The organism is Actinoplanes sp. NPDC019969 (genome assembly GCF_055562375.1).
In genome coordinates this window covers 271,134-294,089 of the sequence record NZ_JBVHFK010000004.1, presented here as the reverse complement: position 1 = coordinate 294,089, position 22,956 = coordinate 271,134, and the positions used below count along the sequence as shown (strand labels likewise).

Sequence of the window (22,956 nt, the reverse complement as noted above, 5' to 3'; positions counted from 1 at the left end):
GATGCGCGTACCCAACCATGACGGCCTTTCCGCGCACGGGTCGTCACGTCGGCCGCAGGGGTGGCAGGCGCCGTGAGACGACTGCTGAGCAGGTGAGGACGTTGACTATTCCGGCTTTCCGGGATCAACGGGAGCTACCCGACGACGATCGGTACTTCTCCGACCTCCGGGACGACGCCCCCCGTCAGGGCTGGGACGGCCCGTCCCTGCCGCCGTGGCCGGAGCAGCAACAACAGCCCCAGTACGGGCAGCCGTACGCCGCCCCCGACAACTACCGCCGCGGCGACATCGTGGTGTCCTCGGAGACCGACCCGACCGGCTGGAAGGCCGGCGCCGGCGTCCCGATCCCGGACGAGCGCCCGCCCGGCGAGTCGACCAGCGGCAACCGGCTCTTCACCGTCCTGCTGTTCTTCTCCGGCCTGGCCACCAGCGTCGCGCTGTGGTTGTTCAACACCCAGGCCGGGGCGGTCGCCGACACCCCCACCATGATGATCGCGGCCGGCCGGGTGACCGGCCTGATCGGCGGTTACCTGCTCTTCATCCAGCTGCTGATGATGAGCCGGGTGTCCTGGCTGGAGGAGTGGGTCGGGTCCCGGGACCTGCTGCGCTGGCACCGCTGGCTGGGCACCTCGCTGCTGACCTTCGTGGTCGCGCACATCGTCTTCATCGTGTACGGCTACGCGCTCACCGCCGAGACCGGCGTGATCGAGCAGGGCTGGACCGTGATCACCACGTTCCCGGAGATGATCAGCGCCACGATCGCGACCGGCCTGCTGGTGTTCATCGCGCTGATCTCGATCCGGGCGATCCGCAACGTCCTCAACTACGAGCTGTGGCACCTGATCCACCTGAGCAGTTACGCGGTGCTGCTCCTCGGGTACGGCCACCAGATCGCCGCCGGCGCCGACATGAGCGGGAAGTTCGCCTCGGTGTTCTGGCCGGCGCTGGGCTGCATCACGATCGCCGCGCTGTTCTGGGGCCGCGTCGTCGAGCCGCTGTGGCTCAACGCCCGGCACCGGTTCAGTGTGGCCGAGGTGGTGAGCGAGGGCGCCAACACGTTCTCGATCTACATCGAGGGCAACCGGCTCGACAGGCTCCCGGTGCAGGCCGGGCAGTTCATGCGGTGGCGGTTCCTGACGGCGAACGGCTGGTGGCAGTCGCACCCGTTCTCGCTGTCGGCGGCCCCGAACCCGCGCTGGCTGCGGCTCACCGTCACGATCGCCGGAGGCCACACCCGCAAGCTGGCCACGATGCGCCCGGGCACGCCGATCTGGGCGGAGGGGCCGTTCGGGACGTTCACCGCGGAACGCCGTACCCGCCGCCGTGCCCTTCTGATCGCCGGCGGCAGCGGCATCGCCCCGATCCGCGCCCTGCTCGAGGACATGCCGCCGGACACCATCGTGATCTACCGGGCGAGCCGTCCGGACGAGCTGGTCTTCCGCACCGAGCTGGAGGATCTGGCCGAGCAGCGGGACGCCTGGGTGCGCTACATCGTCGGCGGCCGTAACGACCCCGGCCCGCGCCGGCTGTTCACCCCGGACGGGCTGCGCGGCCTGGTCCCGGACGTGAACCGCCGTGACGTCTACCTGTGCGGCCCGCCCGGCCTGGTCAACGCGGCCGTCGACACGCTCAAGCAGCTCGACGTGCCGGAGAGCCAGCTGCACCTGGACCCCTTCGAGTTCTGACCCGTTCCCTCACGGATCTAGGAGTTTCCCGATGCGACGTAGTACCGCAGCCGCCCTCGGCACACTGACCGGCGCGGCCCTGATCCTCGGGGTCCGGCTGAGCGTGCAGCCGGCGGCCGTGCCGGTGGCCGCCGCCGCGAACGGCGCCGCCGCCGAGGAGCCCGAGATCGACGAGGCGGGCGGCGAGGCGACCGCCGCCCCGGCGCCGGCGGGCACCAAGAAGCCGGCCGGCGGGAAGAAGACGACCGCGCCTGCTGCTCCCGCCGGGGAGAAGACCCAGGAGGCGGAGGAGGCCGGGCTCAAGGCCGGCACCTACAAGGGCAAGGCCGTGCAGAACCCGTACGGCACGGTCCAGGTCACCATCAAGATCAGTGGCGGGAAGATCTCCAGCGCGAACGCGACCGCCCCGACCGACGGGTTCAGCGGCACGATCAACCCGAAGGCCGTGGAGAAACTCAACGCGGCCACGCTGAAGGCGCAGAGCGCCGACGTCGACGCCGTCTCCGGCGCGACGTTCACCAGCCAGTCCTACACCGAGTCGCTTCAGGCGGCGCTGGACAAGGCCGGCGCGTAGGGTTCCGGTTCGTGCGCCACGTCGAAGAGGTCATGGGTACGGTCGTCAGCATCGAGCTGGCCGACGACCTTCCCGACGCCCGCCTCCGGGAGCTGATCGGCACGACGTGCGCATGGTTGCACGAGGTGGACGCCAGGTTCAGCACCTACAAGCCGGACAGCGAGGTGTGCCGGTTCCGTGACGGCGCGCTGCGGCTGCAGGACTGCTCGGACGATCTGCGGTTCGTGCTGGACCGGTGCGCGGACCTGTGGCGGGACACCGACGGATACTTCGACGCGTACGCGGGCGGCCCGCTCGACCCGTCCGGATACGTCAAGGGCTGGTCGGTCGAGGTGGCGTCCCGGCGGCTCGCCGAGGCCGGTTCGGTGCGGCACCACATCGGCGCGGGCGGCGACATCCGGATGCGCGGCGCCGGGCCGGGCGGGCGGCCCTGGCGGGTCGGCGTCCGCCACCCCTGGGAGGCGGACAAGCTCGCCTGGGTGCTCGCGGTCACCGACGGCGCGGTCGCGACCTCGGGGACGTACGAGCGGGGCGCGCACGTCTGGAACCCGGTGGCCGGGAGGCCCGCCGCCGGACTGCGGTCGGTCACCGTCACGGGGCCGGATCTGGCGGTCGCCGACGCGTACGCCACCGCCGCCCTGGCGATGGGGGAGCCGGGACTGTCCTGGCTGGCGAAGCGGGTCGCCGAGGGCTACGAGTCGGCCGTCGTCACCGACGACGGCCGCGCCTTCACCTCCCCGGGCCTGCCGGTCGCGTGAACCCCGCGTGTTGATTTCGGGTGGACTGTTCGGCGTAAGTCAACACACTGGGGTGACCGCGCCCGGCCAGGGACCGGGAGTGGCCGCCTGGTCGTGCGGGATCGTCTCGGTGCGGAAGACGCGCATGCCGCGGGAGCGGTAGTTGGCGAGGGCGGCGGGACCGTCCAGGCTGCACGTGTTGACGACCACGCGCTTGACCGGCGGCCGGCCGGGGTGGCGTTCGGGCAGGTTCCAGGCGTGCCGGAGGCCGGTGGTCAGCAGGTGGCCGCCGAGGCCCTGCCCGGTGAACTGCGGCAGCAGGCCGAAATAGGCGATCTCGACCTCGCCGGGCTCGTGGCCGTCCAGTTCGATGTAGCCGGCCGGGGTGCCGCGCAGGTAGGCGACCCACGTCTCCACGCCCGGCTGATCCAGGTAGTCCTTCCAGCGCTGCCAGGTCCAGGGCAGCCGGTCGGTCCAGTGCCAGTCGCCGCCGACCGCGGTGTACAGGTAACGGCTCAGCTCCGGGCTCGGCACCTCGGCCCGGATCACCGCGACCGGCGTCCCCGGCTCCTGAGCAGCGCGGATCTGGTCGGGGGAGTCCTGCTCCAGGTACCACTTGGTGATCTCCACGCCGCCCATGATGACCCGTCGCGCGACACGCCGGGACCCCCGGTTTGGAGCTTTGCGGGGGGACCGGATAAAGTTCTCTCGTCGCCGGGGGAAACGCCGGAGAGACAAGCGGAAGTGGCGCAGTGGTAGCGCATCACCTTGCCAAGGTGAGGGTCGCGGGTTCGAATCCCGTCTTCCGCTCGGAGCGGCCTTGAACGCGGGGTCACCTCGGTGGAGTGGCCGAGAGGCGAGGCAACGGCCTGCAAAGCCGTGTACACGGGTTCAAATCCCGTCTCCACCTCGCTTGACAGTGCGGGGCGATTGGCGCAGCGGGAGCGCGCTTCCTTGACACGGAAGAGGTCACTGGTTCGATCCCAGTATCGCCCACCATTTCGACCAGACAGCCGGATGCCCGATGGGTGTCCGGCTGCTGTCGTTCCGGCAGGTGTTCCGTGGGTTCGCGCCCGGCGGGCGGCCGGGCGCGGCGCCGGCGCTCAGGCGCGGCGGAAACGGACGGAGTCGTCGCCCACGCCGAGCGTCATCGTCGTGCCGGCCATCTCGGCGGTGAAGGTGCGGCAGCTCTCGCCGGAGTTCTCGAACGGGGTGAAGACCAGGGTCTGCGCCCGCGCGGTGACCTCGCCGCCGCAGCTTCCGCTCGCCGGGGCGGGCATGCCCTCCATCGCCATGGTGACGCCGAAGCGGTAGACGGCTTCCTGACTGATCGTCAGGGTCCCCTCGGTCACCCGGAACATGCCGGCCCGCTGTGTGCCGTCGAGTTTCCAGGTCCCGGCGGCCCGCACGACCTCCGGGGCGGGCGCCGCCTCGGCGACGGCGGGCTTGTCGTCCTGTGTCACGACGGCGGCGGCTCCACCGCCGCCCACCACGACCACCGCTACCGCCACCGCGATCTGGCCCAGTCCGAGGTCGAAGCTGCCGACCCGGATCGAGGTCCGCCGGCTGTTGTCGATGTCGTTCCGGTTGTTGTCGCCGTTCTGAGTGATGCGCAAGGGCCTGTGCTTTCTGTGCGGCACGACGGTTTTCGGTGCTCAACGAGCACGGCCACGGTCGGGACGCCACGGGAGAGTGCCATCACCGGTACGTCCGGCCTGCGGGGGCGCGAACCACCCTTTGGTGAGGCGGCCTCCATCTCGGCGGCACGCTTTCCGGCGCCCCGGTCACCACCGTCGTCGCCGGCAACCGCTGACCAGCGACCGAGATCCACACGCCGGGTCTCGTATCGTCGAATCATGACGACGCACGCCGATATGCGGGTGCCCCGCCGGTTCGCGATGGACAAGATCTGGGCGGAGCGGGCCGCCCGGCCGCTGCGACTGGTCGCCGGGCCCGGGGCGGCCCCCACGCCGGAGGAGATCGCCGCCCTCCAGGCCGGGCTGACCCGGCAGGACGACCTGGCCGCCGGTCTGATCGCGGCGGTGCCGCCGAACGAGCTGCACCGGGCGCTCGCCGCCGGCCCCTCCGCGGACGGGCCGGCGGCGATGCGCGCCTTCTACGACACCGTCTCCCGGCGGCCCGACTGGGTCGACGACGCGCTGCTGGCCCGCGGCGCCGAGGCGTGCCGGGCGTTCGGGATGGACGCGGGACTGGTCCTGGCGTACGGGTCGCTGCTCGGCGGCTACCGGACCGCGGCCGCGCTGGAGCCGCTGGTGCGCACCGGCCGGCTGACCGGCGGCGAGTCGCTGCGGCGGATCCAGGAGACGTCGCTGTGGTGGCGGGCGGTCACCGCGCCCGGCGGGATGGCGCCGGACGGCCCGGGCTTCCGGATGACACTGCACGTCCGCGTCATGCACGCGCTGGTCAACGCCCGGCTGGCCGCCGACCCCACCTGGGACCGGGAGCTGCGGGGCACGCCGATCAACCAGTACGACCAGGCCAGCACCCTCGGTGTCTTCAGTACCAGCTTCCTGCTCCACCTACGGCTTCTGGGCGTACGGGTGTCCCGCGCCGACGCCCGCGCGGTCATGCACCTGTGGAGTTACGTCGGCTGGCTGATGGGTGTGGACGAGCGGTGGCTGCCGCACACCGAGCGCCGTGGCCGCCGGCTGCTCTACCACTTCCTGGCCAACGATCCGCCGCCGGACGCCAACAGCGTCGCCCTGGCCCGTGCCCTGATCACCATGACCGACGACGTGACGACGGGGTGGCGGCGGGCGTACGAACGGGAGCGCGCCCTGTCGGTGAGCTGCTGGCTGCTCGGCCGGGCGGCGATGCGCGATCTCCGGCTGCCGTACCGCCCACCCTGGTACGGCCTCACCCGGATCGCCGCGAACCTGCTGGTCAGTCACGGGCTGGGCCGGTTGCCGGGCGGCCGTGCCCGGCTGCTGGCCCGCTCCGAACGGCAGGCCCACGCCCAGTTCCGGCGCTGGGGAGCGACGCTGGAGATCCACTGACAGAAACGTGCCAGAAAGACGGCAGGAAGGACTGACAGGCTGTCGCCGGTGCCGTACGGGACGACGACGCGATGCGCTGGCGGGTGCCTGTTTCGACGTTCCCCACCTCAGGACGTGGGAAGTGCGGGGTTACACAAGGGGGGCCCCGCACCTTCCGCGTCCTGCACCGTCCATCGGGCCGCCGCGACGGTCGCCGCGTCACAGGAGCAGCCGAAACCGGCGCGCCACGCGGTCAGCTCGGCGTTCTCGCGTACCCCCAGCCTCTGAAAGATCTCGGCGGCGGCCGCCCAGTCGCGGTGCGCGCCCTCGTGATCGCCGGCCACCCGGCGCGCCGCGCCCAGATCCCGCAGCGTGCGGGCCAGGCCGAGATCCATGCCGATGGCCCGCCACTGGGCGGCAGCCGAGGACAGCAGGGCGGTCGCCTCGGCCGTCCGCCCGGCGGCCAGCTCCAGCTCGCCGAGCGTCCGGGTGACCAGCGCCGTCCCCAGCCCGTCCCGCCGCGCGCCGGTGGCGATCAGGGCGGTCCGCAGCGGCTCCCGGCCCCGTTCCGGATCACCCTGCCGGATCCACACCTTGGCCAGGGCCTGCGCGGTGTACGCGGCCAGATGCCGCTCGCCGATCTCCACCGCGATCCGGTGCGCGGCGGCACAGTGCGCCTCCGCCTCGGCCAGCTCGCCGCGGGCCCGGTGCACCAGGCCGACACCGCGGATCGAGATCAGCTCGCCGCGCCGGTGTCCGAGCTTGCGATACCGCTCGAGCGCCGCCGCGAAGTGCTCCAGCGCCACCGTGTCGTCGCCGGCCTCGCGGTGCGCGTATCCCAGCCCGTAGTGGGCGTGCGCCACCCCGGCGTCGTCGCCGAGCCGTTCCAGCATCCGCCGGGCCCGGTTCAGCAGCGGCACCGCTGTCGCGTGTTCGCCCAGCTCCCGGCTGACCGTGCCGAGACCGTTCACCGCCACCGCCAGCCCGCGGTCGTGCCCGGCCGCCTCGAACAGCGTGGCGGCCCGGGAGAAGTGCCGCCGCGACTCCGGGAACCGGTCCTGGGCGTACCGCAGCTGGCCGGTGCCGCATTCCATCGCCGCCTCGGCGAGCGTGTCCGCGGCCCGGCCGGCGGCAGCGCACGCCGCGGTGTGCGTACGCTCCCAGCCGTCGAAGTTGTTGCGGGCCGCGAACGACGCGAACACCAGCGCGTCCGCCAGCCCGCAGGCCGGGGCCACCAGGTCCAGGGCGGCGGCCCGCTCCACCGCGGCGATCAGCGCCGGCTCCTCGTCGTCGAACCAGCTCGGCAGATCCATCCGGGCGATCGTCGCCGTCCACCGCGGATCCGGCTCGGGCAGACCGGCCGGGTGGTAGAGCCGCGGGGTGGCCACCGGCAACTGCTGCGCCAGATGCTCGACCAGCCGCAGCAGCGTGGTCACCGCGCCGGTGACGGTGGCCCGCAGCGCGTGCGGATCGGCCCGGGCCAGCTCCCCAGCGTAGAGCCGGACCAGGTCGTGCATCCGGTAGAGGGTGAACGGCCCGTCCGCGCCGACCACGTCCAGCAGCCGCGCGTCGGTGATCTCCTCGACCAGGTCGTCCGCCTCGTCCAGGGTGGTGTCCAGCAGCGCGGCCACGGTGACCGCGGTCAGCACCGGCGGGTCCAGGCAGCCGAGCGCCCGGAACGCGGCCTGCGCCCGCGGGGTCAGCCCGCGATAGCCGACGGCCAGCCCGGCCCGCACCTCCAGGTCGTCGATGGCCAGCTCGTCCAGGCGCCGCCGCTCGTCGTCGAGCCGGTCGGCGAGCTGACCGACCGCCCAGTGCGGCCGGGCCGCCAGCCGCGCCCCGGCCACCCGAACCGCCAGCGGCAGCCGGGCGCACAAGGCGATCAGCCGGGCCGTCTGACCCGGCTCGGCCTCCGCCCGCTCCGGGCCGATCACCCGGGTCAGCAGCGCCGACGCCTCCGCCACCGACATCATCGGCAGCTCCACGCGGCTGGTCGCGGGCACCGTGGCGAGCCGGTTCCGGCTGGTCACCAGCAGCGCCGACCCGGCGTCCCCGGGCCGGAACGGATGCACCTGCCGGGCGCTGACCACGTCGTCGACGACCACCAGCACCCGGCGGCCGGCCAGCTCGGCACGGTACCGGGCTTCACGTTCCCGCAGGTCGGAGCGGCCCTGCGCGTCCGCGTCGACGACACCGAGCATGCGCAGCAGCCGGCTCAGCGCCTCGGCCGGCTCGAGCGGATCGGCGCCGCCCACGTTCAGGAACAGCAGGCCGTCCGGATAGTGGTCGCGGACCGCGTGCGCCACGTGCACCGCGAACGCCGTCTTCCCGGCGCCACCCTGCCCGGACACCACCACGACCGGGCTGCCACCGGACCGCAGCGCCGTCACCGTGCCGGCGACCTGCCGGTCGAACCCGGTGTAATCCGGCAGATCCGGCGGCAGCAGAAAAGGGCGGGCCGGCTCACTCTCCGCGGCCGGCTCCCGCAACACGCTGGTGTGCGCCTCCCGCACCAGCGGGCCCGGCTCCGCGCCCAGCTCGTCGATGATCCGGTTGCGGGACCGGGCGAAGAGATCAAGAGCTTCGACGGTACGGCCGGACGCGTGCAGCGCGCGCATCAGCGCCGCGATCAGCGGTTCGCTCAACGGGTCCCGGGCCAGCGCGGCGGTCAGCCGGTCGGTCGCCTCGGCGTGCCGGCCGCGGACCACCGCCACCGCCGCCCACTCGGCCAGCGCCGTGACCCGCTGCTGCTCCAGGCTCTCCCGGGTGCGCCGCGCCCACTCGCCGGGCAGCCCGGCCAGCGCCTCGCCCCGCCACAGCGTCAGCGCCTCGTCGAGCGCGGCCAGCCGCTCCCCGCCGGACCGGCTGCGGGCCAGCTCCATCAGCTCACGGAAGCGGTACAGGTCGACCGAGCCGGACGGGACCTGCAGGGTGTAGCCGCCCGACCAGCGGACCAGGGTGACACCGGCGCTGTCCTTGACGACCCGCCGCAACCGGGCCACGTAACCGTACAGCGCGCCCCGGGCGTCGGCCGGCGGCTCGTCGCCCCACAGCCGGTCGATCAGCGTCTCGAAGGTGACCGGGTGCCCGCCGTCGAAGAGCAGCGCGGCGAGCAGATGCCGCTGTTTGAGAGCGCCCAGCGCGACGACCCGTTCCCCCTCGGCTGCCTCCACCGGGCCCAGAAGCCGGAACCGCACCACACCCCCCTCCGACACGGACGTTCGCGCCGGCCAAGCCTAGGTGGGGGAGTCGTCACCGTCTATGTCGATCTCATCTGCCGCCCGCCGCGCCGATCAGCCGGGTGATCCGCAGCAGCGGAGGCGGCGTGCTTCTCGTCACCGCCTTTGTCATACGGCAGCCACGGGGCCCTCTCCGGGGTTCGCTCTGTGCCACGATCGGGGCATGGCAGACCTGTTCCAGGTGCGTATCGCGGTTCGTGGCTACGAGCTCGACCTTCAGGGGCATGTGAACCAGGCGGTCTATCTGCAGTACGGCGAACACGCCCGCTGGCAGTGCTTCCTCGCCGCCGGCCTGGGCCCGGGCACCCTCGCGGCGGCCGGGATCGGGCCGGTCGTTCTGGAGACCACCATCCGCTATCTCAAAGAGCTGCGCGCCGGCGACGAGGTCGACGTGACCTGCCGGTTCCTGTGGGGCGAGGGCAAGACGTTCCGGGTCGAGCAGGAGTACACCCGCGCCGACGGCGCCCCGGTCGCGACGGTGACCGGGGTGGCGGGCGTGCTGGACCGGGAGACCCGGCGGCTGGTCCCCGACCCGGCCGGGCGGTTGCGGTCCCTGGCCTCCGATCCGGCCGCGATCAACCTCTGAACCCTTCTCCGGTACGGGCCACGCGGCGTCCCGTGACTCGCGGCGGCCACGGCAGGCGTTCCCTCACGACCGTCCGGCGGGTGCGGGCCATGCATGCCGTCCCGGTCACCCCCGGCTGGTTCTCAGGGCTGTCTCGGCAACGCCGAGACAGCCCCCACGGCCAGCCGGAACCGCCCGGCTTCTTCGGCTTCAGGAGTGCTTCGGGGTCAGGTGCCGGTGCCGGTGTCCTGCTGCTGGGTGCCGGAGCCGGGCTGCGTACCCGTACCGGAATCCGTGCTGCCTTGCGTGCCGTCCGGCGTGCCGCGCATGCCGCCACCCTGCGTCCCGCCCGGACCGCCACCACCGACGAACCTGCCACCGCCGGGTCCGCCCTGCTGGGTGCTCTGCTCGGTGGGGGTGGCGCCGATCGCGGACATGACGGCGGCGGTGATGCCGGAACTGGCTATCGCGGTGACCAGGACGGCGGCGATCAGGGTCAGCTTCGGGTTCTTCGGCTTGCGCGCGGCCGGTTGCGGCGCCGGCGGCCCGGCCGGGGGAAGCGGACCGTTCGAGTCGGTCGATCCCGCGGCGGGCACGGGCGGGGCGATCAGTTCGGCAGTGACCGGTGGCGCGTCCTCCGCCGGCTTCGCCGGGGCGGTGGGGATCGGCTCCGTGGGCGGCGCCCACGGATCCCGGGCGGCTGTCGTCTCCGCCGGGGAAGCGGTGGTGAGCTGGTTGTCCGCTGTCATCGGTGACCTCCTGGGCTGCGTCGGCGGAGACCATCGTGCGGAGGAAGATTGTGCGGGTTCTGTGTCCCGGCCAGGAGCGCGCTGTCCGCCCGGTCCGCGGAGTCGCGCGGCACCCCGGCCGCGTGATCGACCCGTTCGGACGGCTGATGCCCGCTGCCGGACCGGCTGGATCTCCTCCGACGGGCGACCGGTATTGCGACGGCCCCGGAACGTGCGAGATTGTCGCCCGTGTTCGAGGAGGCCCCCATGGAAGATGCATTTCTGGCGTACACCGCCGGTCACGCCGACGGCGAAGCCGGCCACCGGGACCGGATCCGCGCCGATCATCCGGAGACCGGACAGGACTACCGGGTCGGTGTCGTCGACGGCAGCGTGGCCGCGTTCCAGGCCGAGCTGGTCGCCGAGGTCCGCCGGCTGCTCGGCGGGAGCCACTAGTCGACAGCCGCCCCTGCCGGACCGGTGCAGGGGCTCTGACCAGCGCGTTCACCCGGAAGTCGGGGGGTGCTTTGGCAGGGCCGGGGAGGCTCGGCTAATGTTTCATCCGTCGCCGGGGGAAACGCCGGAGAGACAAGCGGAAGTGGCGCAGTGGTAGCGCATCACCTTGCCAAGGTGAGGGTCGCGGGTTCGAATCCCGTCTTCCGCTCGGAGAAGGCTGTTGCTGATCCTTGCATCGGCCGCCTCGGTGGAGTGGCCGAGAGGCGAGGCAACGGCCTGCAAAGCCGTGTACACGGGTTCAAATCCCGTCTCCACCTCGCTTTACAGTGCGGGGCGATTGGCGCAGCGGGAGCGCGCTTCCTTGACACGGAAGAGGTCACTGGTTCGATCCCAGTATCGCCCACCAGAGTTTATGCAGTTCAACGGCCCGTTACCGGGATTCTGGTAACGGGCCGTTGGCGTTGTGCTCCTTACGATGGGAGCGTTGTGGGAGCGCAAGATCATCTAGGGTGATACGGCTCGGTGGTCTGCTCCCGTGGGTGACCGGGCGGCCGCTGGATCGGTGTTACGAGGTCCGATGTTCATCAAGCCGCGTGCCAACGTGCGGTTGCGGCCGGTGGGGGTGTGTGAGTGGCCTGCCAGCGGGCTTGGAGGCAGTTGGTGATGCGGGTCGTCATTGCCGGGGTGACGTGGCTGTAGATGCCGCGGACGCCGGGTAGGCGGTGGCCGAGTCGGCGGGCTTGGGCTACCTCGGGAATGTCGTGTTCGATGAGCCAGGTTTTGTGTGTATGGCGGAGGTCGTGCAGATGCAGGCCTTGGATGATCGGGGCGGTGCGGGTCTCACACCCCGACCAGTGCGGTCTTCTCCTGTGAGAACCGTTTGTCATGTGGTCCTCGGTGAGGCGGGGCTCCGCCGGGATTCGGCCTCATCGCTGCGCGGGTGTGGACGAGAGGGCGACCGGACCCGCTGTAGTGAGGTTCACCTGCGAGTCGGTCGGTCCGGGAGCAGCCGCTCTTCGTGATCGAGTTCGCGCTCGAGGACGCGCAGGCCTTCGTCGGGTAGCCGTCCGGCGTCGCGCCAGCACAGCAGTTCGTCGCGTTGGGCGTCGATGACCACGCGGCGTACGTGCAGCGCGGCCTCGTATTGCGGTGAGATCGGCGTGCCGGTCGTGTCGTCGTTGGCGCGCAGGAGCACGATGCGGTCCTGGTAGCGGTCGAGCCGGGCACGCAGTTGCTGGCGCATCGTTTCGATGACGGGGGCGCTGATGTCGTCGTGTTCCTGTTGCTCCAGGTCGTCGAGTGCGGTGAGGGCTGCCCGTACCGACGCTGATCGGGCTTCGTTACGCAGTTGGGCCTGATCGTTGTTGTCCGCGCGTAGCCCGAGCAGGCCGACGATCGGTGCGAAGGTGAGGCCCTGGCCGACGAGGGTGACGAGTACGACGACGAAGGTGCAGAACAGCAGCAGGTCCCGAGCGGGGAAGTCGGCCCCGGTATCGGTGGTCAGTGGCAGGGTGAAGATCGCGGCGAGGCTGATGACTCCCCGGGTTCCGGCCCAGCTGAGCACGACGACCTCCCTTGCCGACCATCGTGTGGGTTCCGTCGCCCGGGGGCGGCCGCTGCGGGGGCGTGCGCGGAGCAGTGCTGCCGGCAGGATCAGGGTCAGCAGAAGCCACAGTGGTCGCAGCAGCAGGACGACACCCACGGTGACGGTGACCGCGGTTACCACGGTTGCGGTGTCGTATCCCGCCAGCCCGTCGATCACCTGTGGTAGTTGCTGGCCGATCAGCAGGAAGACCAGGCCTTCGAGCAGGAAGTCGACCAGTTTCCAGACGGCGCTCGTCTGCAGTCGCCCGGCGCCGGAGGCCGATCGTGGCGTGTGGTGCCCGACGATCAGCCCGGCGACGACCACCGCCAGGACACCGGAGACGTGGATGTGCTCGGCCAGGAGGTAGGCGCCGAACGGGGTGGCCAGCGAAACCGCGTTGGCCAGCATCGGATCCGCGCTCAGGGGCCGTGACAGCAGGCGCACCAGGAAAGCGGTCAGTACTCCGACGAGGGCGCCGCCGGTGGCGACGATCAGGAATCTGCCCAGCGCGGTGGGCGCGGAGAAGCCGTCACCGGTTGCCGCGGCGACGGCTACGCCCAGGATGGTCAGGGCGGTGGCGTCGTTGAGCAGTCCCTCGCCCTGGATCACCGTGATGATGCGTGGCGGTAGCCCGGCCCTGCGGCCGACGGCCAGCGCGGCTACCGGGTCGGGTGGTGCGACGGCCGCGCCGATCGCGACACCGGCGGCCAGGGTCGCCCCGGGCACCAGCCAGGCGAAGCCCAGACCGATGAGCAGGGCGGTGATCAGGACCAGAACGACCGACAGGCTCACCACCGTCGTCAGATTGCGGCGGATCGCGAGCATCGAGGAGTCCAGGGCGGCGCTGTAGAGAAGCGGCGGCAGGACGAGGGTGAGGATGATGTGCGGCTCGAGGGCGATGTTGGGGCCGGGCAGCAAGGCGTACCCGATACCGATGATCGGCAGCAGGGCGGCGGCGGGCAGCCCGGTCCGCGCCGCGATCCAGCGCACCACGGCGACCACGGCGACCGCGGCGAGGACAAAGACCAGAACCGACTCGACATTCACCGGCCAATCCTCGCGGACCCGCCCGCGAACAGCGAAAACCGGCGAGTTGGAACCGTGGCGTCCGGGTCCGCGCGGAATCCGGGTGGAAACCAGTAATTTCCGTGCTACGGTTGCCCGGTTGCAGTTTTGATTTCCTTAGACGTTTTCGGCGCCTCATGGATTTTGTGATCCGTGCAGGCGCTTTCGTTTTTTGCGTGTCGGTTCCGGCGCGGGTGATCAACGCGGCGGCGTCAGGGTCCGCACGGTGCGGCCCCTGCAAGCCTGCGAAGGAGCAGACATGACGACAGGTACCGTGAAGTGGTTCAACGGGGACAAGGGCTTCGGTTTCATCACCCAGGACGACGGCGGTGCCGACGTCTTCGCCCACTTCTCCGCGATCTCGGCCAGCGGCTTCCGCAGCCTTGAGGAGAACCAGCGCGTCGAATTCGACATCTCCCAGGGTCAGAAGGGCCTGCAGGCGGAGAACATTCGCTCGCTCTGACCTGCGATCCTCGAACGGCGGCCCGACTGGTTCAGCGGGCCGCCGTTCGGCATTTCCTCAATCTATCTAGCGGTTCATTCTGGTGATGTTCCGTGACCAGCCACACGTGCTTTTTCGCCGTGCCGTCCCCAGGAGCACTTACATCACCACGATCGTTACCATCGCGCCCGCGCTGGACACCCTCACCGGAATCCCGCGTTTCCGCCGATCGGTCACTGCCGACGACGGCAGCAAGACCGGCGCATCGTTTCTCGCTGCCGCCGCCACGGACCCGGGTCCGGCCCCTCGTGCCGCGGACCGCGGCGAGACGGCCATGCGCCGGCTACGCCACCCCTTCGCCGTCATGGCCAGCACGGTAACGCCGTCAGGCCGCTGACCTGACCGAACTTGAACCCGGACGTCAGGTCGCTGGATTTCTCCGGCGGTGATCAGAGGGGTTGGTGCTGGAGTAGCTCAGCCTCATTCGGGTGCCGGTGGTATCCATGCTGGTACAAGCGCGTTCGATGAGCTGGAGTCCGGTGACGCGCCGTCGCTGGGTGCCGATCCCTGCTACAGCGGGTATGAGTGCCGGGCCGGCACCGCACAACCTGTTGAGGTCTGGGCCGTGGATGCGGATCAGGTCCCAGGCATAGCCGGGGCGTGCGCCGGCGAACCCCGCGGGACCGTACTGGTTCATCGCTGCTCCTGGAATGGCTGACAGCGCCACCAGGGTCCGGGGTAGCGATTTCGGCGCAGACGGGCAGTGGTCCGTACGGCGCGGGTCAACGGTAGCGCGAAGCGGGCCTCCTGCGGTGCACCGGTTCGCGGATCCGAGTCGTGGGCGCACACGGCGATCTTCGGCCGTCGGCCAGGACGCCGCGGCCCTTGCGCAGCCGGACCAGCTCCAGCTCGGTCGGGGACCGGCCGGCGGTCAGGGCGCCACCACATCCTCCGGCAGCAGGGTGGTCAGCGCCTCCCGGGTGACCGTCGCGCCGCGCAGCCGCAGCGCCTGCCGTCCGGTGGCCAGCTCGAGGATCTGCCGTACGGCGCGGGCGTTGCCGAACCCCGGGTCCCGCCGCAGCCCGGCCAGATGGGCGCGCAGCGCGGTCCGGGTCTCCGGGGCGATCGTGTAGTCCTGCTCCTCCGCCATCCTGGTGAAGATCTCCAGCAGGTCCTCGTCGGTGTGCGGCTCGAACCGGATCGGCGGCCGGAACCGGCTGGCCAGACCGGTGTTGGCGGCCAGGAAACGGGCCATCTCGTCGGGGTATCCGGCGGCCACCACGACCACCTCGTCCCGGTGGTCCTCCATCAGCTTGATCAGCGTCTCGATCGCCTCCCGGCCGAAGTCGGAGCCCGGCCCCTCGTGCGGGGTCAAGCTGTACGCCTCGTCGATGAACAGCACACCGCCCCGCGCCTCGCTGAACTTCGCCCTGGTCTTCAGTGCGGTCTGCCCCACGAAACCGGCCACCAGATCGGCCTGGCCCACCTCGATCACGGCGCCGTTGGCGAGCACGCCCAACGCGGTGAGCAGCCTGCCGTAGATCCGCGCCACCGACGTCTTGCCGGTGCCCGGTGGCCCGATGAAGACCAGGTGCCGGCTCAGCGGCTGGACCGCCATGCCGTGCGCCGCCCGGTGCTGCGCCAGCTCCACCTGGGCGACCAGGGTGGCCACCTCCTGTTTCGCCTCGGACAGCCCGACCAGCGCGTCCAGTTCGGCGAGCAGGCGGGTCACCTCCGCCTGATCGACCACGCCGACGCCGACGGCGATGCCCGCGGCCCGGCCCGCCGCGGCGACATCCTCCGGGCGCAAGGTCGTCAGCGAGTCACGGTCCCGAGCGTCTTCCTTGATCGTACGATCGGCGAGGCTCTGCCTCATGTCGTGGAAGACCTGCCGTGCCGCCCGGGCGTTGGCGAACCCGGGCGTCCGGGCCAGCTGCGACAGCGCCGTGGTCAGCGCCACCGCGGTGTCGGCCGGCACCGTGTACTCCTCGTCGGCGGCGAACTTCGCCACGATCTCGACCAGCTCCGCCGGCGTGTAGTTCGGGAAGTCGATGGTCGCCCCGAACCGGCTCCGCAGCCCCGGGTTGCTGTTCATCAGCTTGCGCATCTCGTTCGGGTAGCCGGCCGCGATCACCACCGTGTCGTCCCGGTGATCCTCCATCAATTTCATGATCGTCTCGACGGCGTGCCGCCCGAAGTCCCGGCTCGAACCGTCGTCAGCGGCCAGCGCGTACGCCTCGTCGATGAAGAGGACCCCGCCCCGGGCCCGCCGGAACGCCGCCCGGCTCAGCTTCTCCGTCTCACCGATCACCGAACCGACCAGAGTGGACCGGTCCACCTCCTCGACGTGGTTGCGCCGGATCACCCCGAGCGCCGAGGCGATCGCCGCGTACCGCCGCGCCACCTCCGTCTTGCCCGTCCCCGGCGGCCCCGCGAAGATCAGGTGCCGGTGCGTGACCCCGCGCGGCAGGCCCTGCGCCTCCCGGCGGCGCTGATGCTCGATCAGGTCCGCCAGCCGGCGGATCTCGGTCTTCACATGGCCCAGCCCGATCATCGCGTCGAGCTCCGCGAGCGCCACCTCCAGGCTGGTCACCGGCTGATCCGCCACGGACGGCCGGCCCGGCCCGGACTCCGCGTCGCCAGGCCGCTGGGCTCCGGGTTTCCGGCCGCCGAATTCGGGGTCGCCGGGCCGCCGGGCTCCGGGTTCCTGGCCGCCGGGCTCCGGCAGCGGACCGGTGTGACCGGTGAACGTCACCCGGGGCGTGCCGGTCAGCACCACGTCGTCGCCGTTGCCGGTGGCCGTGCACTCGGCCACCGCCAGGGCGCCGCAGTCGGCGAACAGCAGGCCGGTCCCACGCTGATCGGTCACCGACACCCGGATCAGGTCACCGGTACAACCCTCGCCGGCGAACAGCCCGGTCTTGCCGCCGCTGACGACGGCGCCGGCCACCGACAGCCGGGTCCGCTCGGCGAACAGCCCGACCAGGGCGCCGGAGATCCGGAACCCGGTGCCGGTGAGCCGGGCACCGACCGCCGCCACACCGGTGTCGGCGGCGCCCTCCACGGTGAGGTCGTGCACGGTCACGGCGCCGTCCTGGACACCGACGGCGGTACGGACGTCGCTGATCCGTACCGTCTCCAGCCGCACCTCGGACGCGACCCCGCCGACCCCGACCGCCGGCAGGCTGGTCCGCAGATCGGTGATCGTCAGCTGCGAGTACTCGCCGCCCGCGTCGGCCACCGCCAGAGCCTGCCCGGTGCCGCCGGTCACCGTTACCCGCCGCATGGTGGGCGCCGCGCCGCTCAGCACCGAGATCCCGGTGGCGACACCGGTCAGGCGCAGGTCGTCGAAGTGCGTGGTGGCCCGCTCCCGCAGATGGATCGCGGTGTCGGAGGCCGACCGCTCGACCGAACAGTCCTCGAACACACCGGCCGCGGCACTCACCATGATCGCCTGACCGGGCAGGTCGTGCAGCCGGGCCCGGCGGATCGTCGGCCGCGCACCGCTCTCCACCGCTATCGCCGGCAGCCGGCTGCCGGTCACGTCCACATCCGAGCAGGTGCCGGTGGCGCCGTTGCGCCAGTACAGCCCGTTGCCCCGCGGATCCCGCACGGTGCAGCCGGTCACGTCCACCGCGCCACCGTCGGCCACCACCGCCGAGCCGACCGGCCCGATCGTGCACCGGTCCACCAGACCGGCCGCGCCGACCACGTGCACACCGTTCGCCTCACTGGACCGGATCCCGCAGCGCCGCACGGTGACCCGGCCGGCCGAGACGTACACCGCGGTACCGGCCGCCTGCACCTCGCAGTCCTCCAGGGTCAGCTCGCCGCCGCCCACCACGATCCCGCCGTTGTTCCGGTCGGTGGCGGTCAGGTGCAGCCCGGAGATCGCGACCGCGCCACCGGTGACCTCGACGACCGGCCCCTGCCCCGACGACCAGCGAACCGTCCCACTGCCCCGGGCCGGCACGATCCGCAGCGCCGCGAAGATCCGGATGCCCTCGTGGTAGTCCCCGGGCGCCAGCACGATCGTCGACCCGGGCGCCGCCGCCGACACCGCCGACAGAATCGTCTGGTGATGCCCCGCCCACCCCGGCGCGACGTGAACGACACCGCTCATCGGTTCCCCCCGCCGAGTGCACTGTGGATGACCACAGCAGACTATGCGAACGGTTCCGTGCCGCCGTGTGGGCTCACGCCCGTGATCATCGATCCCCGAAAGTGCTCCCACCATCCGGAGCGGCCACGTTTCCTCGCCTTCCCGTCGAGACGGCCGACCAGCCTCGGTTACCGCCCCTTGCGACTCGTTAACCGCGCCCGGCGACTCGTCGGCCGTGACTTGTCGGCCGCGACCCCGTGATTCGTCGGCCGTGACTCGTTGTCCGCGACCCCGTGTCTCGTCGGCCGTGACTCGTTGTCTGCGACCCCGCGACCCCGCGACCCCGCGACCCCGCGACCCCGCGACCCCGCGACCCCGCGACCCCGCGACCCCGCGACCCCGCGTCTCGTCGGCCGCGATCTCGATGGCGCAGACGTAGCGATTTTGAGCAGTCGGCAACCAGAACCGGCCGTCGCTTCGCAGATCTTGTGCAGCGCGCACCGGTCTCCCCGCCCCAAGATCGCCAAGGCTTGCGATCTTGGGGCGGAGGCGCCGGTTTCCCGAACCGGAATGCACAGGTTCGAGCAGGATGCCGATCTTGTGCGCCCCGCCCTGATGCCAGATCCCCGAGATCGGCCGCGTGGCAGCTCTGCTGCGGGAGCGCACGCCCGGCCGTCGCGGTGTCGCCGGGGCGAAGCGCGCGACGTGCCAGCCCTCGGAGAACCCCCGTTCGACGGTGGATCTTGGCTGGCTGGTTGTCATGGCTGTCTCGGGGCGGTTGAGACGGCCATGACAACCAGCCGGAGGGCGGGGCTGAGCCGGACGGCCCGCCAGTGGACGGGCCGTCCGGCTGTTGTTGGGGCCTCGGCCTGCCGAGGGATGGACGCCGACGTCCCAAAAGGGCGGGAAACAGACGCAACCGACCACCGCTGTCTACGGTGCTTGTCGCGACGGGGTGGGCGGTGGTTCTCAGGTGACTCAAGGCGGGCCGGTCTGGGTGATCTTTGGGGATGTCCGTGTGGGTGACGGGTGGTCCTAGGATTCAGTCTGTGGGGTGAGAGGGAGACCTGTTACACAGATTTGGGTGTTTGCGCAGCTCAGCGGCCTGCGTAAGGCTGCCCTAAGTCCGTTTTGGGCGCTTTGGTGACCAGGGTCGCATTGATCTAAACCTAGGTTGAGGTTTTAAAGTCGCTACGTTTGCCGTCGATCTTGGCTGACGGATCCGAAGCGCGAGTTAGGAAGCGACCATGAACCGCCCCCTGCGAGTTGCCGTCATCGGAGCCGGCCCGGCCGGTATCTACGCCGCCGACCATCTGATCAAGGCATCGGAGACGGTCACCGTCGACATCTTCGACAAGCTGCCGACCCCTTACGGCCTGATCCGGTACGGCGTGGCGCCCGACCACCCCCGGATCAAGGAGATCGTCAACGCCCTGTTCCGCATTCTGGACAACCCGCGGATCCGGTTCATCGGCAATGTCGAGTACGGCAACGACGTCAAGCCGGAGGAGCTGAGCCGCTTCTACGACGCCACGGTCATCTCGACCGGCGCCGAGAAGGACCGTTCGCTCGACATTCCCGGCATCGACCTGCAGGGCAGCTTCGGCGGCGCGGACTTCGCCTCCTGGTTCAACGGCCACCCGGACGTGCCGCGCGACTGGCCGCTCGAGGCCAAGGAGGTCGCCGTCATCGGCGCCGGCAACGTGGCGATCGACGTCGCCCGGATCCTCGCCAAGACCGCCGACGAGCTGCTGGTCACCGAGATCCCGGACAACGTGTACCAGGCGCTGAGGAACAGCCCGGTCACCGACGTGCACATGTTCTCCCGGCGCGGTCCCGGCCAGGTCAAGTTCACCCCGCAGGAACTGCGCGAACTGGACCACTCGCCGAACGTCGAGGTGATCGTCCACCCCGAGGGCATCGAGTTCGACGAGGCCAGCCTCGAGGCGATGCGGCAGACCCGGCACATCAAGATGTGTGTCGACATCCTGCAGAACTGGGCCGTCCGTGACCCGCGGGACCGCCCGCGCCGCCTGCACCTGTACTTCCTGCAGGCCCCGGTCGAGGTGCTCGGCTCCGACGGCAAGGTCGTCGGCCTGCGCACCGAGACGCAGGAGCTTACCGGCGACGGCTGGGTGCGCGGCACCGGCGAGTTCACCGACTGGAACGTGCAGGCGGTCTACCGGGCCGTCGGCTACCTCAGCTCGGCGCTGCCCGACCTGCCGTTCGACACCAAGACCGGCACCATCCCGCACGTCGCCGGCCGGGTCATCGACCTGGACGGCGAGCACATCCCCGGCATGTACGTGGCCGGCTGGATCAAGCGTGGCCCGGTCGGCCTGATCGGCCACACCAAGGGCTGCTCCGGCGAGACCGTCGCCAGCCTGCTCGAGGACGCCGACAAGCTGCCGGCCGCCGCCGAGCAGGACCCGGCCGCCGTCGTCACCTACTTGGAGCAGCGCGGCCTGCCGGTCACCACCTGGGCCGGCTGGCAGATCCTGGACGCGTTCGAGATCGCGCTCGGCGAGCCGCACGGCCGCAAGCGGATCAAGGTCGTCGACCGCGACGAGATGACGAAGATCAGCCGCGGCGAGAACTGACGAAGTGCGGAAGAGCTGCCGGGGTACGTACCCCGGCAGCTCTTCTCTATTTGATCGGCGGGATGCGGCGGCGGACGTCCTCCGTCGCGCTCGGGCCGGCCTGCCAGGCGGCCACCCACGGGGTGTCCGCGGGCGGGGCGATCACACCGTCCTCCAGGAACGCGTACCGGCCGCCGAGGACCCGCCGTGCCGCCTCCACGTCCAGGCTGTCGGTGTTGTCCCACAGGCCGGCGAAGAGCGCGTCGGCCCGGATCCGGGCCTGCCGGCAGAACAGGTCGGCCAGTTCCCGGCCCTCCGGGTGCTCGCCGGCTTCGGCGTGGGCGCGCACGCACACCGACGTCATGGCGAACAGTTCCGCCCCGATGTCCACGATCCGGCCCAGGAACACCTGCCGGCGCTCCAGCCGTCCCTGCCAGCGGGACATCGCGTAAAACGTGGACCGGGCGAGCTTGCGGGACGCGCGTTCCACGTACCGCAGATGGGCTGCCAGGGGGCCGAAGTCCCCGTACCCCGCAGGGTTTTGACCCGCACCGACCGCAAGCGTGGGCAGCCACCGTGCGTAGAACGCGCCCGCCCGTGCCCCCGCACGGGCCTTGCGGCCCAACCCGGCCTCCGGATCGATGATGTCGCCCGCGACGGACAGGTGCGCGTCGACCGCCTCCCGGGCGATCAGCAGGTGCATGATCTCGGTCGAACCCTCGAAGATCCGGTTGATCCGCAGGTCACGCAGGATCTGCTCGGCCTCCGACGGGCGCTCGCCGCGGGCCGCCAGGGAGTCGGCCGTCTCGTAGCCGCGTCCGCCGCGGATCTGCACCAGTTCGTCGGCGACCAGCCAGGCGATCTCGCTGGCGAACAGCTTGACCAGCGCGGCCTCGATCCGGATGTCGTTGCGGTGGTCGTCCGCGATCAGGCAGCAGAGATCCAGCATGGACTCCATCGCGTACGTCGACGCGGCGATGAACGCGATCTTCTTGGCCACCGCCTCGTGCTCGCCGACCGGCCGCCCCCACTGCACCCGCCGGGCCGACCACTCGCGGGCGATCGCCAGGGACCGCTTGCCCGCGCCGACACACATCGCCGGCAGTGACAGCCGGCCGGTGTTCAGCGTGGTCAGCGCGATCCGCAGGCCCTTGCCGAGGCCGCCGATCACGTTGGCCTCGGGCACGAACACGTCGTGGAACCGGGTCAGGCTGTTCTCCAGGCCGCGCAGGCCGACGAAGGCGTTGCGCCGCTCCACCGTGATGCCGGGGGAGTCGCCCTCGACCACGAACGCGGTGATGCCCTTGTCCGGGACCCGCGCCATCACCACCAGCAGGGTTGCGACGGTGCCGTTGGTGGCCCACAGCTTCACCCCGTTGAGCCGGTAGCCGCCGTCCACCGGCTCGGCGACGGTGCCCAGGCGGGCCGGGTCGGAGCCGACGTCCGGTTCGGTGAGCAGGAACGCGGACACCTCGCCGGCGGCGAGCCGGGGCAGGAACGCCTCCTTCTGCGCGGGCGTGCCGAACATCTTGAGCGGCTGCGGCACCCCGATCGACTGGTGTGCCGACAGCAGCGCGCCGAGCGACGCGTTCACCGAGCCGGTCATGGTCAGCGCCTGGCAGTAGTGCAGGTTCGACAGGCCGAGACCGCCGTACTCGGTATCGATCTTCATGCCGAAGGCGCCGAGCGCGGCGAGCCCCTGGAAGACCTCGTCCGGGATGCGGGCCTCGCGTTCGATGCGGGCGCCGTCCACGTCGGAGCGCAGGTACGCCTCCAGACGATCGAGGAATTCCGGGCGTGGGCCGGCCGGTGGCCGCGGATGGATCAGGTCGAGCCGGAACCGGCCGAGGAACAGTTCCTTGCCGAAGCTGGGTTGGCGCCACTCGGACTCGCGAGCGGCTTCAGCGGTCTGCCGTGCCTGTTTCTCCGAGACGTTCGTGCTCATACGCACCCTCCTTCTGCGCCACGCTACGCACTCCGGTTACCAGGCGGTAGGCCGTGTCGACGAGGACTACGGCGTTGGTAAAGATGATCGTTCTAAGAACACGCTAAGAACACGGCCACCGGCTATCCGCCGAATCCAGGCTTTTAGCGGGCTTTGCGCCGAATGGGCGGAAATAGCGTTCCGGAAATCATCAGAAGTCTCATGGCGAATTCCTAGGAATGGCTTCTAGGGTCGATGAATGCTGAGTGTGGCGGTCGT

General features: G+C 71.1%; 16 protein-coding genes and 6 tRNA genes. 15 read left to right on the top strand and 7 right to left on the bottom strand.

What is annotated here, in order from left to right:
• Window positions 1-101 precede the first annotated feature (101 nt).
• From ACZ3II_RS14715 to ACZ3II_RS14705, 3 genes are read left to right on the top strand one after another with little or no spacing between them, the layout of a single operon-like run.
• On the top strand, window positions 102-1,685 hold the full coding sequence (locus tag ACZ3II_RS14715; protein ID WP_465518152.1) for a ferredoxin reductase family protein: 1,584 nt from the start codon (window positions 102-104) through the stop codon (window positions 1,683-1,685).
• Window positions 1,686-1,716: 31 nt separating this feature from the next.
• Window positions 1,717-2,259, top strand: coding sequence for an FMN-binding protein (locus ACZ3II_RS14710; RefSeq protein WP_465518151.1), 543 nt, complete (start codon window positions 1,717-1,719; stop codon window positions 2,257-2,259).
• 32 nt (window positions 2,260-2,291) lie between these two features.
• Window positions 2,292-3,017 carry an FAD:protein FMN transferase gene (locus tag ACZ3II_RS14705; protein WP_465518402.1) on the top strand — a complete coding sequence of 242 codons (726 nt, stop codon included), beginning with the start codon at window positions 2,292-2,294 and terminating at the stop codon, window positions 3,015-3,017.
• A 39-nt stretch (window positions 3,018-3,056) separates the two neighbouring features.
• On the opposite strand, the gene ACZ3II_RS14700 is transcribed toward ACZ3II_RS14705, so the two are convergent.
• Window positions 3,057-3,626, bottom strand: a complete 570-nt coding sequence (locus tag ACZ3II_RS14700; protein WP_465518150.1) for a GNAT family N-acetyltransferase — start codon at window positions 3,624-3,626, stop codon at window positions 3,057-3,059.
• Between the two features lie 108 nt (window positions 3,627-3,734).
• Between ACZ3II_RS14700 and ACZ3II_RS14695 the strand changes: the two genes are divergently transcribed.
• The 3 genes from ACZ3II_RS14695 to ACZ3II_RS14685 all read left to right on the top strand — a co-directional run bounded on the left by ACZ3II_RS14695 (window position 3,735) and on the right by ACZ3II_RS14685 (window position 3,995).
• Window positions 3,735-3,806: transfer RNA gene (locus ACZ3II_RS14695), tRNA-Gly, on the top strand.
• A gap of 29 nt (window positions 3,807-3,835) precedes the next feature.
• Window positions 3,836-3,906 (top strand) — tRNA-Cys (locus tag ACZ3II_RS14690).
• Between the two features lie 14 nt (window positions 3,907-3,920).
• Window positions 3,921-3,995: transfer RNA gene (locus tag ACZ3II_RS14685), tRNA-Val, on the top strand.
• A 104-nt stretch (window positions 3,996-4,099) separates the two neighbouring features.
• On the opposite strand, the gene ACZ3II_RS14680 is transcribed toward ACZ3II_RS14685, so the two are convergent.
• The gene (locus ACZ3II_RS14680; RefSeq protein WP_465518149.1) at window positions 4,100-4,612 is read right to left on the bottom strand and encodes a hypothetical protein; all 513 of its coding nucleotides are present in this window, start codon (window positions 4,610-4,612) and stop codon (window positions 4,100-4,102) included.
• A gap of 240 nt (window positions 4,613-4,852) precedes the next feature.
• Here ACZ3II_RS14680 and ACZ3II_RS14675 point away from each other — a divergent pair, with 240 nt between their 5' ends.
• Window positions 4,853-6,013 carry an oxygenase MpaB family protein gene (locus ACZ3II_RS14675; RefSeq protein WP_465518148.1) on the top strand — a complete coding sequence of 387 codons (1,161 nt, stop codon included), beginning with the start codon at window positions 4,853-4,855 and terminating at the stop codon, window positions 6,011-6,013.
• A gap of 107 nt (window positions 6,014-6,120) precedes the next feature.
• Here ACZ3II_RS14675 and ACZ3II_RS14670 read toward each other — a convergent pair whose 3' ends face one another.
• Complete coding sequence (locus ACZ3II_RS14670) at window positions 6,121-9,189, bottom strand: AfsR/SARP family transcriptional regulator (RefSeq protein ID WP_465518147.1); 3,069 nt, start codon at window positions 9,187-9,189, stop codon at window positions 6,121-6,123.
• Between the two features lie 205 nt (window positions 9,190-9,394).
• On the opposite strand from ACZ3II_RS14670, the gene ACZ3II_RS14665 reads away from it, so the two are divergent.
• Entirely contained in the window at window positions 9,395-9,817 is a 423-nt protein-coding gene (locus ACZ3II_RS14665) for an acyl-CoA thioesterase (RefSeq protein ID WP_465518146.1), read from the top strand.
• 206 nt (window positions 9,818-10,023) lie between these two features.
• Here ACZ3II_RS14665 and ACZ3II_RS14660 read toward each other — a convergent pair whose 3' ends face one another.
• A complete protein-coding gene (locus tag ACZ3II_RS14660; RefSeq protein ID WP_465518145.1) occupies window positions 10,024-10,545 on the bottom strand; it encodes a hypothetical protein in 522 nt (173 codons plus the stop codon).
• 246 nt (window positions 10,546-10,791) lie between these two features.
• On the opposite strand from ACZ3II_RS14660, the gene ACZ3II_RS14655 reads away from it, so the two are divergent.
• From ACZ3II_RS14655 to ACZ3II_RS14640, 4 genes are all read left to right on the top strand, one after another.
• Window positions 10,792-10,980, top strand: coding sequence for a hypothetical protein (locus tag ACZ3II_RS14655; protein WP_465518144.1), 189 nt, complete (start codon window positions 10,792-10,794; stop codon window positions 10,978-10,980).
• Window positions 10,981-11,116: 136 nt separating this feature from the next.
• Window positions 11,117-11,188, top strand: a tRNA-Gly gene (locus tag ACZ3II_RS14650).
• 38 nt (window positions 11,189-11,226) lie between these two features.
• A tRNA-Cys gene (locus ACZ3II_RS14645) sits at window positions 11,227-11,297 on the top strand.
• Between the two features lie 14 nt (window positions 11,298-11,311).
• Window positions 11,312-11,386 (top strand) — tRNA-Val (locus tag ACZ3II_RS14640).
• Window positions 11,387-11,959: 573 nt separating this feature from the next.
• Here the strand turns inward: ACZ3II_RS14640 and ACZ3II_RS14635 are convergent.
• Window positions 11,960-13,612 (bottom strand): Na+/H+ antiporter, encoded by a 1,653-nt coding sequence (locus ACZ3II_RS14635; RefSeq protein WP_465518143.1) that lies wholly within the window; start codon window positions 13,610-13,612, stop codon window positions 11,960-11,962.
• Between the two features lie 277 nt (window positions 13,613-13,889).
• Between ACZ3II_RS14635 and ACZ3II_RS14630 the strand changes: the two genes are divergently transcribed.
• Both ACZ3II_RS14630 and ACZ3II_RS14625 read left to right on the top strand, forming a co-directional pair.
• Window positions 13,890-14,093 (top strand): cold-shock protein, encoded by a 204-nt coding sequence (locus ACZ3II_RS14630; protein WP_465518142.1) that lies wholly within the window; start codon window positions 13,890-13,892, stop codon window positions 14,091-14,093.
• An 85-nt stretch (window positions 14,094-14,178) separates the two neighbouring features.
• Entirely contained in the window at window positions 14,179-14,469 is a 291-nt protein-coding gene (locus ACZ3II_RS14625; protein ID WP_465518141.1) for a hypothetical protein, read from the top strand.
• Window positions 14,470-15,003: 534 nt separating this feature from the next.
• Here ACZ3II_RS14625 and ACZ3II_RS14620 read toward each other — a convergent pair.
• Entirely contained in the window at window positions 15,004-18,195 is a 3,192-nt protein-coding gene (locus ACZ3II_RS14620; RefSeq protein WP_465518140.1) for an AAA family ATPase, read from the bottom strand.
• A 1,226-nt stretch (window positions 18,196-19,421) separates the two neighbouring features.
• Between ACZ3II_RS14620 and ACZ3II_RS14615 the strand changes: the two genes are divergently transcribed.
• Window positions 19,422-20,774 (top strand): FAD-dependent oxidoreductase, encoded by a 1,353-nt coding sequence (locus ACZ3II_RS14615; protein WP_465518139.1) that lies wholly within the window; start codon window positions 19,422-19,424, stop codon window positions 20,772-20,774.
• A 46-nt stretch (window positions 20,775-20,820) separates the two neighbouring features.
• On the opposite strand, the gene ACZ3II_RS14610 is transcribed toward ACZ3II_RS14615, so the two are convergent.
• A complete protein-coding gene (locus ACZ3II_RS14610) occupies window positions 20,821-22,698 on the bottom strand; it encodes an acyl-CoA dehydrogenase family protein (RefSeq protein WP_465518138.1) in 1,878 nt (625 codons plus the stop codon).
• Window positions 22,699-22,956: the final 258 nt, after the last annotated feature.